The sequence below is a fragment of the Lysinibacillus sp. NPDC059133 genome (genome assembly GCF_042755925.1).
Classification (GTDB): Bacteria; Bacillota; Bacilli; order Bacillales_A; family Planococcaceae; genus Lysinibacillus.
This window is the reverse complement of record NZ_JBHZDH010000093.1, coordinates 1-9,976: the sequence shown is the minus strand read 5'-3', so window position 1 is coordinate 9,976 and position 9,976 is coordinate 1. Positions and strand designations below refer to the sequence as shown.

Below are 9,976 nucleotides of genomic sequence, written 5' to 3'. Positions count from 1 at the left end.
GTCTTCGTTCGCATCTAATAGTTCTACTATTTCTGTTGTATCCATAGTCTTCATCTGTGTAGTCCTCCAATATGTCGATTTCCTCTTACATTATAGCCTGAAGGCAAAAAAACAGCTAGTGTCATGAACACTAACTGTTTTACTCTAATGTTTCTATTCGTCTGTCTCTAAAAAATCTACTTGCTTTGCTGGAACAAATGTAGAAATAGCGTGTTTGTAAATAAGGTGTTGCTTGCTATCAGCATCTAGTAATAATACTGTAAAATTATCATAGGATTTCACAGTTCCTTTTAACTGAAATCCGTTTAATAAAAACACAGTTACAAAAACATTGTTTTTACGTAGATGGTTTAAGAATGTATCTTGCAAGTTAATTGATTTCATCAAAATGCCTCCCTATACTCTCTTTCTACCTCTTCATTCCTATAGTAGCATGTTCTACCAATTTGGCAATTAGTAATTTTTAGAAATTAATTAAAGTTTTTCGTCATTATTAACAAAATATACATCCATTTTGTTTCGGAAGTATGTTAGTTGTCTTTTCGCATAGCGGCGAGAATTTTGCTTCAAACTGTCGATGGCTCCTTCTAAAGAACATTTTCCATCTAGGTAATCATATAATTCTTTATAGCCGATTGCTTGGATTGACTGCACACCTCGAATGTTTTGCTGCCATAAGCCTTTTACTTCTTCTAAAAGCCCTTTTTCCATCATTATTTCAACACGAAGGTTAATACGATCATAGAGCACTTCACGTGACATATTTTGCCCAAGCCCTATAATCACATGATTGTACAGTGGAACTTCTCCACGATTTTGTGCTTCGGATGCCTTTGAAACGCCACTAAGTTCCATCATCTCTAACGCTCGTATAACACGGCGAGTATTATTTGGATGAATTGTCTCAGCTGTTTGTGGATCAAGTTTTTTAAGCTTAGCATGCATTGCCTCTGGACCCAATTTCTCTAGTTCTGCATAATAGGCTTTTCGTGCCGCCTCATCTACCTGCTCCTCTGTAAATTGAAAATCATAGAGTACTGCCTGCACATATAAACCCGAGCCCCCTACAATAATCGGTAGCTTACCGTGCGTTTGAATTTCTGCAATTTTAGCTCGCACTAATTTTTGATAGTCTGCTACTGAAAAGGACTCTGTCGGCTCTTTGAAGCTTAGTAAATGATGGGGTACACCCTCCATCTCTTCCTCAGTAATTTTCGCTGTACCAATATCTAAGCCTCGATAGATTTGCATGGAATCACCGTTGATGATTTCGCCATTATATTTTTTTGCTAACTCAATGCTTAATGCTGTTTTCCCAGATGCAGTAGGCCCTACGATTGCTACAACCTCTGCCTGCTGTATTTTATCTTGTATCATATTTTTCTAACCACCGTAATAAAACTTGATAGACTGCCTCTTGATTGTCCTCGTTTAGGATTTCATGGCGCTTATCCTCAAATAAGTAAACCGTCACATCCTGTATACCCGCTGCTGCAAATTGTTCAGCAACAGCGTATACACCTTGGCCTTGCTCTCCTACTGGATCCTTACTACCACTTATCAACAATATCGGTAAGTCTTTCTGTATTTTTGCTATCTCACTTTTACGATTTAACGACATAAAACCTGTTGTTAAATCCACAAAGAATTGATTTGTTGGGATAAAGCCGCAATACGGATCATCTATATATTTTCCCACTTCGTCCTCTACTGAACATAACCAATCATAAGCAGTCTTCGAATTTGGGAATTGTTTATTAAAGCTACCAAAACTCAGCTTATTTAATATCTTGCTCTCCGTCTCTTTACCAAGCTGTTTGGCTAATACTTTTGCTACTAAATTCCCCATCGTATGCAATGCTGTAACATTCCCTGTTCCACAAAGAATCACACAATCCACTTGATCGCTGTACAATTGTATATATTTTCTAGTAATGAACGATCCCATACTATGACCAAATAAAATTAAAGGTACATCTGTAAATTGTTCATGCAACAATGTTACTACTTCATGCGCATCCTCTACGACGCGATCAAACCCATTTTGTTCAGCAAAAAAACCTAGTGTGCCATTATAGGCTGCTGTTTCTCCATGCCCTCGGTGATCATGCATTGTCACTGCATAGCCCGCTTCGTTTAGGCTATTTGCAAATTTAATATAACGTCCACTATGCTCCGCCATACCGTGCAAAATATGAATATGACCAATACAAGGCTTCGATGGCTTTAATGTTCGAGTAAACAAAAAATGGCCATCTGACATTTCAATATAACGCATTCCCTACACTCCTTCCTCCGCAAAATTTGTTGCATCTAAAATAGCTTGCTCTAGTTGAGCTACATAAGTATTTCTTTGTGACTCTGTATAGTGAAAATGTTGTTGCATAACTTGAATAACCTGCTGTTTATAACATTTTACTGCATCAATATCGAAGTATAATAAACCTGTTCGACGAATAAAGAAATCACTTGGCGTGTACACCATTTCCGCTTCTATCCCATAAAGTAGCATGGCATGTAAGACCAAAGGCATCGTACTTCCATGCTCATGCAAATATTTCACCTGGTTATACAATGCGTCAACATTTGTGCCATATTTTTGTACAAGCTGTTTTGCTTCATCATAATTAAGGCCATACTGAACGCCCTCTTTAGCTTTATAAGAACTATAATCAGGGAAATTGATGGCATTAATGCCCTTTGCACCTGAAAGTGATAACTCACGTGTCACACATGGACTTGCGTGCTTAAATTTATGGATCTTCACAATTTTATCAACGATTGTTTCTGCCATTTGACGGTAGCCCGTTAGTTTACCACCCGCAATCGTTATTAGCCCACTTGGAGCCGTCCATATCTCATCTTTGCGTGAAATTTCGGATGGATCCTTGCCTTTTTCAAAAATAAGTGGACGCACACCTGCCCACGACGATTCAATCGTATCTCTTGAAATATTTGCAGTTGGAAAGACTGTTTTTGCAGCTACAATTAAATAATCAACGTCCTCTTGGGTAGCGACCGGATGTACAGGGTCTCCCTCGTAAACTGTATCTGTTGTCCCTACATAAGTTTTATCATCACGTGGAATTGCAAAGGCCATACGCCCATCCACTATATCAAAGTACACTGCTTGCTGTAATGGAAAATCCTTTTGATCAAGGACAATATGGACCCCTTTTGTGAGACGTAATTGCTTTTTGTCTACTACTTTATCCTTTTGGCGGACCTCATCCACCCAAGGTCCAGTCGCATTGACGATTTGCGCTGCATGCACTTCGATTGTTTTCCCTGTAACATGATCCGTCACTTGTGCCCCAACAAGCTTTTTCTTCTCATATAAAAATCCTGTCATTTCCGCATAATTTAAACAAAGTGCCCCATATTCTGCAGCTTTTTTTAGCACTTCAATTGTTAGTCGGGCATCATCTGTACGATATTCAACGTAATAGCCACCACCAATAAGCTCATCTCGATTGAGTAAAGGCTCTAGCGCTGCCGTTTCCTGAGCGTTTAACATGGTTCTACGTTCGTGCTTTTTAACACCAGCTAATCGATCATATACCTTCAATGCCAATGATGTTGACAATGGGCCAAGTGAGCCCTTTTTATACAATGGGAGTAGCATTTTTTCAGGCGTTGTAACGTGAACAGCATTGTCATAAACAATTTCACGTTCACGCCCAACTTCTGCTACTACACCTACATCAAGTTGCTTTAAATAACGAAGTCCACCATGAATAAGCTTTGTTGAACGGCTTGATGTACCAGCAGAAAAATCCTGCTTCTCAATCAAAGCAACTGATAACCCCCTAGATGCTGCATCGAGTGCTATGCCAGCACCAGTAATGCCGCCACCAATGACTAAAACGTCAAAGCTATATTGCTCTAAAAAATGCATAATTTTAGGACGATGCTCAAATGAAAACATATCTTTCTCCCCCATTTGCTATATTTTGAAAATACCTGTAACTTCTACTGCGTATGCTAACCTGATTAAACTAGCAATAACCTTAAGCATAGAAATTCTAAATTCATTTGTATAGCTCATCACCATAACGTGTGGTTGATTTCCGTTCCGACTGGGCGCTTTGTTGTTGTTGCTGTCGCTACGCTTTCGCACAGATAAAACAATTGTTGCTGTCGCTACGCTTTCGCACAGATAAAACATTGTTGTTGTCGCTACGCTTTCGTACAGAGCAAAGCTTCCTGGCGGCGTCCGTTGAGCCGCTTCGCTGCAGGGGCTCGGGTCAACAGATGTTTTTTGCGCGAAAGCGAAGCGGCAGCAAATGGGTTTCATTCTGTGCGAAAGCGTAGTGCAACGAAGCGACAGCAACAGCACAGATGTTGGTCATGAAGGCGTTATCACAGAACGTGATGGTTTTAGCCTTCGTTCCTCTATCGCTAATCCCCGAGGAGTCGCCCAGTCTCCTCTCCAATCAACTTATATACATGGCATACGTTTTTAAAAATGTCATCCACAACTTTTGGTGATGAGTCATTTGTATATGCTAACTATTGATGTTGCTCTTGCACCGTCGTTCCAACTACATTACCCGTTTAAACATTTTTTCCACTTCATAAGTAGTAAAATGAATAAGTACTGGACGTCCGTGAGGGCATGTAAATGGATTGTCAGCATTGCGTAAATCTTGTAATAACGTATCCATTTGCTCTTTCGTTAAATAATGATTGGCCTTTATCGACTTTTTACAACTCATCATAATCGCTGCCGCCTCACGTAATTTTTTGACGTCCGCTTTTTTAGTTGTCAGCACCTGTTCAATTAAATCCTCAATAATTTCCTGTTCTTCCCCCTTAGGGAACCAGCTAGGATGCTCTCTCACGACAAATGATGCCTGTCCAAATTCCTCTAAAAATACGCCCACAGCTTCTAACTCGTGTCGATTTTCTCTTAATATAAGAGCCTCGTCAGCAGCATAATGGAAGGTCAATGGAAGTAATAAAGTCTGACGCTCATTTGGGTTCACCTGCCCGACTTTTTCACGGAAAAATTCATATTTAATACGCTCCTGAGCAGCGTGCTGATCAATTAAGTAAAAGCCATCCTCCATTTGTGCAACAATATACGTGCCATGGATTTGCCCTACCACTTCAAGGGCAGGAAATGGCTCTTTAGCTGGTTCATCCTCTAGAATTTCCACTGGCTCCTCTAGCTTCACTTCTTCAGGAGGATTCGCTTCCATCACTGGTGTCGGTTGCCAGCTATCTTCAATGGCAGTAGGGACGGATTCAGGTTGTGGCACTATTGGATCTAATTTGTTTGATTCCTGAACAGTTTGTACATCATAAAGTTTTTCTACAATAGCATTCATTTTCTCCACATTAAGCTTTGGTGCTGGTTTCCAAATATTTAACTGCTCCGTATCAGGCTTTGCCACTTTCTCCTTCTTTTCCATTAACGGTACTCGAATAACATTGCGGATCTTCTCTCGTATCGTTTCCTCGATTAGCTTAAGAAGCTCAGGCTCCTTACTTAAACGTATTTGATGCTTAGCAGGATGAACATTGACATCTGTTAAATAAGGGTCCCCCTCTATAAAGAGCGCTACAATCGGAAAACGTTCAATGGGCAAATACGTATGATAGGCATCTACAATCGCTTTTTGTATCAAATAATGCTTTACCCAGCGACCATTCACAAACAACGACATATAGTTTTTCGAAGCACGGGTCACCTCGGGTAGTGATACAAAACCAGAAATTTTATAATCCTGTGACTCACCACTGAATGCCACCATTTTCTTGGCATTATGCACACCGTAAATGGCAGCTAATACTTGCTGAACGTCACCACGTCCATTTGTTTGTAACAATTGCTGGCCGTTATGCAGCAATCTAAACGCAATTTGTGGATTTCCGAGTGCAAGGCGGTTCATCAGATCAATTGTATGCCCAAGCTCGGTCTGTATTGTTTTCATATATTTTAATCGAGCGGGTGTATTGAAAAATAGCTGTGCTATTGTAAGATCCGTTCCCTTGCGCAAAGGGCCAGGTTTATGTGTGGCGATATGCCCACCCTCAAGCTCTAAATACGTTCCTGATTCACCATTTGACGTAATAAGCGTCATTTTTGATACTGATGCAATGGAAGCTAATGCCTCACCACGGAAGCCAAGTGTACGAATTCGAAATAAATCATGCTCCTGATGAATTTTACTTGTCGCATGGCGAGAGAATGATATTAATGCATCCTCTTCATCCATACCACTACCATTATCAATGACCTGAATTGAAGTGAGGCCCGCTTCTAGTAAAAAAACATCAATGGACGTACTTCCTGCATCAATGGCATTTTCAACAAGCTCTTTAACTACAGAGGCTGGTCTTTCTACCACTTCCCCTGCCGCGATTTTATTGGACAGCCACTCGTCCATAATTTGTATTTTTCCCATAGCGCATCACTCCTTTACTTTTTTGCGTTTACTAGTTGCTGCTGTAATTCGTATAAAATATTCATCGCTTGCATTGGTGAAGTGCCCAGAATATTTACTTTTTCTAGGTTTTTAAGTACCTCAGATTCTGCTGGAGAAGTTGGTTCCTCTTCCGTAAATAGTGACATTTGCATTGGCTTTTCAGCAACTTCTTGTACCACGGCTACTTCGTTTCTGACTTCGTTTCCGACTTCATTTCCAGCCTCGAAGTTTTCAAGTAGCACTTGTGCTCTTGTTAAAATTTCCTCTGGCAATTGTGCAAGCTGTGCTACATGAATTCCGTAAGATTTATCGGCAGCCCCCTTTTTCACCTTATGCAAAAAGACAACTGTGCCATTTTTTTCAGTAGCAGATACATGTACATTTTGCAGTCGAGGAAGCTCCTTTTCAAGTGCCGTTAATTCATGGTAGTGAGTTGAAAACAGTGTATTTGCTCCAATTTTATCATGGATGTACTCCATCATAGATTGAGCAAGGCTCATGCCATCATAAGTAGATGTCCCACGACCAATTTCGTCAAACAGCATTAAACTATTTTTTGTAGCATGCGTAATGGCGTGCTGAGATTCTAACATCTCCACCATAAAAGTTGATTGTCCCGCAGCTAAATCATCCGCCGCACCGATGCGTGTAAAAATCTGATCTGTAATTGGTAATCTAGCTTTTTCAGCAGGCACATAACAGCCCATTTGTGCCATCACAACAATTAGTGCAACCTGACGCATATACGTACTTTTACCGGACATATTCGGTCCTGTAATCAGCATCATATTGTTATTTCCCTCAAGAACACAATCGTTTGGTACATACATTTGCTTATTGAGCATTTTCTCAACAACCGGATGGCGCCCTTCAATAATTTCTAGCGAACGCCCTTCATGAAACTCAGGCTTCGTAAAACGATATTTCTCTGAAACACTTGCAAAGCTTAATAGCACATCTAGCTCACTAATGCTTGCCGCTAACGCTTGGACACGTGGAATAAACACCTTTAATTCATCACGTATTGCCACAAATAAGTTATACTCTAACGTTAAACTTTCTTCCTCAGCATTTAAAATTAATGCTTCTTTTTCCTTAAGCCCCTGAGTAATGTAACGCTCAGCATTGGCCAAAGTTTGCTTACGTTCATAACGTGTTAAATCCGCTAAATGGATATTAGATTTCGTAATTTCAATATAGTATCCGAAAATTCGATTGTAGCCGATTTTTAAGTTTTTAATGCCTGTTTTCGTCCGCTCCTCTTGTTCTAACTGCGCAATCCAATCCTTTCCATTGCGAGAAGCATAACGTAGTTCATCTAAGCGCTCCTCATAACCATCGCGAATGACGTCACCCTCTTTAATCGTAATTGGTGGATTGTCTGTGATAGCACGAGCTAAAAGCGCCTCTACATCCGCACACGTATCGAGTGCTGCACCGAGCTTCTGCAATGTTTCTTTATTAGCACCACATAATTGTTGCTGAATGGCAGGTACTTGACGTAATGAATCACGTAGCTGTGCTAAATCACGTCCACCTACATTACCAAAAGCTACACGCCCAGCTAAACGCTCTAAATCGTATACTTGTTTTAAAGAGGCTTGGAGCTCCGTTCTTACAAAATACTCCTCCAACAAATCAGTGACGTTTGCTAGTCTCGCTTCAATGGCAGCACGTGAAGCAAGAGGTTGGTGTAACCATTGCTTTAACTTGCGTCCTCCCATTGCAGTCACGGTGTCATCTAACAACCATAAAAGTGAGCCCTTTTGATCGCCACCGCGAATAGATTGAATAAGCTCTAAATTACGTTTAGAGCTAGAGTCAATACGTAAATAATTTTTCATTTCATTGTAGGTAAACGCTTGAATATGTGATAATGAACGCATTTGTGTTTTATCGATATAATGAAGCAAACGAAGGCAAGCCATTTGTAAATCATTTGGCACCGCATCTACATACTGTGCAGCTTTATCCAACGTCATTTCATCTGTTTCAATAGAAAGTACGATACCCGCATTGACTGCATGCTCTGCTAATAGCAGTTGCAAATTTTCCGTGACAATTAATTCACGAATACCGTATGCCTGCATTTGCATTAAAAGTGCTTTACCGTCGCCCTCAATCGAGGAGGCTACCGCTTCACCTGTAGATAAGTCTAAATAAGCGTAGCCAAATGTCGTATCATCAAATTGCTCTGCAGCACCAATAAAATGATTGGATTTACCATCGAGCAACTTACCTTCCATGATCGTACCCGGTGTAATAAGCTGTACGACTTCACGCCTCACTACACCCTTTGCTTGCTTCGGATCTTCTGTTTGCTCACAAACTGCAACCTTATAGCCTTTTTGCACAAGAGTTTCAATATAATTTTTTGCCGAATGATGCGGAACGCCACACATTGGAATACGCTCTTTTGCACCCGCATCTCGGCTCGTTAATGTAATTTCTAAAAGTTGAGAGGCATTAATAGCGTCCTCAAAAAACATCTCGTAAAAATCGCCTAATCTAAAAAATAAAAAGGCATCCTTGTAATCTTCCTTTACCTGCAAATACTGTTGCATCATTGGTGTGTATGTTGTCATTTTAAAAATTCCCTCGCTCTAACCATTTAGATATTTTTATTATAACAAAAGATACATGCGAAACGCTTAATTCACCTTTTTTAAGATGCTAGCGCTTCGCATGTATAAAATCTTTAGTATTATCTTGGTCTTTCATCAGGAAACGATGAGGACTCTAAAACATACCTACCTTCTTCACTGGAGCTAGACGATGAGCTGGAACTGGAGCTAGAGGAAGACGAGGATGAGCTCTCATCAAAGTTCCATTCCTCTTCGAAATCTAGTGGATGTACACTAATACAAATCGTCGTTTCTCCCATTACCTCTACTACGACTTCACGTTCTACTACGATTTCAAATTTCGTACCGCATGGAGAGATGATTGCCTCTACGCAGTTTGGTTCTTGAACAACACGTACACGAACATCATCGCCAGCACTCACTTCGCCTTCTCTAAAAGAAAGCTTCACTTTGTCTTTATAGTGCACCGTTTCAGAAAACACCGCTGTTTTCGAATGACTACTATAGGCATACCATACATTGACATCAAATTTCCCTGATACTTCTACAAATTTACCGACTTTTTTCGCGGAGCAAGTATGATTGATGACCCAGCAACCGAGAATACTCGTCGGTTTATTTGATGGACTTAATGTTACACGTTCTTCCGTTCTCTTCTTCCCTTTGGCAACTACTGCTCTCGTCACGATTTGTCGTAAACGTTTCAGCGCAATTCCTCCTTTGACTCTTTTCACTCCATCATATGCAGGTAGCGCCTATTGGGTGAACATATATTTTTATAGAATCGAATTAAGGAAAAATTCATTTTTCATAGTATGTTGTCTGAAACACGCTAATTTCTATGAATATTGAAGCCTTGGCGTAATTGTTGCTGTCGCTGCGCTTTCGCACAGAAAACATTTGTTGCTGTCGCTGCGCTTTCGCACAGAAAACATTTGTTGCTGTCGCTGCGCTTTC

At 40.4% G+C, this 9,976-nt stretch carries 7 protein-coding genes; all 7 read right to left on the bottom strand.

What is annotated here, in order from left to right:
- Nucleotides 1-153: 153 nt before the first annotated feature.
- Nucleotides 154-384: an RNA chaperone Hfq gene (gene hfq / locus ACFXN8_RS25650; protein ID WP_370042764.1), complete on the bottom strand. Its 231-nt coding sequence runs from the start codon at nucleotides 382-384 to the stop codon at nucleotides 154-156.
- A gap of 90 nt (nucleotides 385-474) precedes the next feature.
- The gene (gene miaA / locus ACFXN8_RS25645) at nucleotides 475-1,377 is read right to left on the bottom strand and encodes a tRNA (adenosine(37)-N6)-dimethylallyltransferase MiaA (protein WP_386848226.1); all 903 of its coding nucleotides are present in this window, start codon (nucleotides 1,375-1,377) and stop codon (nucleotides 475-477) included.
- The gene (locus ACFXN8_RS25640) at nucleotides 1,364-2,278 is read right to left on the bottom strand and encodes an alpha/beta fold hydrolase (RefSeq protein ID WP_386848225.1); all 915 of its coding nucleotides are present in this window, start codon (nucleotides 2,276-2,278) and stop codon (nucleotides 1,364-1,366) included. The genes miaA and ACFXN8_RS25640 overlap by 14 nt, the downstream gene beginning before the upstream one ends.
- A gap of 3 nt (nucleotides 2,279-2,281) precedes the next feature.
- The gene (locus tag ACFXN8_RS25635; protein ID WP_386848224.1) at nucleotides 2,282-3,928 is read right to left on the bottom strand and encodes a glycerol-3-phosphate dehydrogenase/oxidase; all 1,647 of its coding nucleotides are present in this window, start codon (nucleotides 3,926-3,928) and stop codon (nucleotides 2,282-2,284) included.
- A 616-nt stretch (nucleotides 3,929-4,544) separates the two neighbouring features.
- Complete coding sequence (mutL, locus tag ACFXN8_RS25630; protein ID WP_386848223.1) at nucleotides 4,545-6,413, bottom strand: DNA mismatch repair endonuclease MutL; 1,869 nt, start codon at nucleotides 6,411-6,413, stop codon at nucleotides 4,545-4,547.
- Between the two features lie 14 nt (nucleotides 6,414-6,427).
- Nucleotides 6,428-9,019, bottom strand: coding sequence for a DNA mismatch repair protein MutS (gene mutS / locus ACFXN8_RS25625; protein ID WP_386848222.1), 2,592 nt, complete (start codon nucleotides 9,017-9,019; stop codon nucleotides 6,428-6,430).
- Between the two features lie 119 nt (nucleotides 9,020-9,138).
- Complete coding sequence (cotE, locus tag ACFXN8_RS25620) at nucleotides 9,139-9,753, bottom strand: outer spore coat protein CotE (protein ID WP_376069413.1); 615 nt, start codon at nucleotides 9,751-9,753, stop codon at nucleotides 9,139-9,141.
- Between the last annotated feature and the right edge of the window lie 223 nt (nucleotides 9,754-9,976).

Coding starts and splice junctions, on each gene's coding strand:
- hfq (WP_370042764.1), bottom strand. CDS start 384: ATGAAATCAATTAACTTGCAAGATACATTCTTAAACCATCTACGTAAA.
- miaA (WP_386848226.1), bottom strand. CDS start 1,377: ATGATACAAGATAAAATACAGCAGGCAGAGGTTGTAGCAATCGTAGGG.
- ACFXN8_RS25640 (WP_386848225.1), bottom strand. CDS start 2,278: ATGCGTTATATTGAAATGTCAGATGGCCATTTTTTGTTTACTCGAACA.
- ACFXN8_RS25635 (WP_386848224.1), bottom strand. CDS start 3,928: ATGTTTTCATTTGAGCATCGTCCTAAAATTATGCATTTTTTAGAGCAA.
- mutL (WP_386848223.1), bottom strand. CDS start 6,413: ATGGGAAAAATACAAATTATGGACGAGTGGCTGTCCAATAAAATCGCG.
- mutS (WP_386848222.1), bottom strand. CDS start 9,019: ATGACAACATACACACCAATGATGCAACAGTATTTGCAGGTAAAGGAA.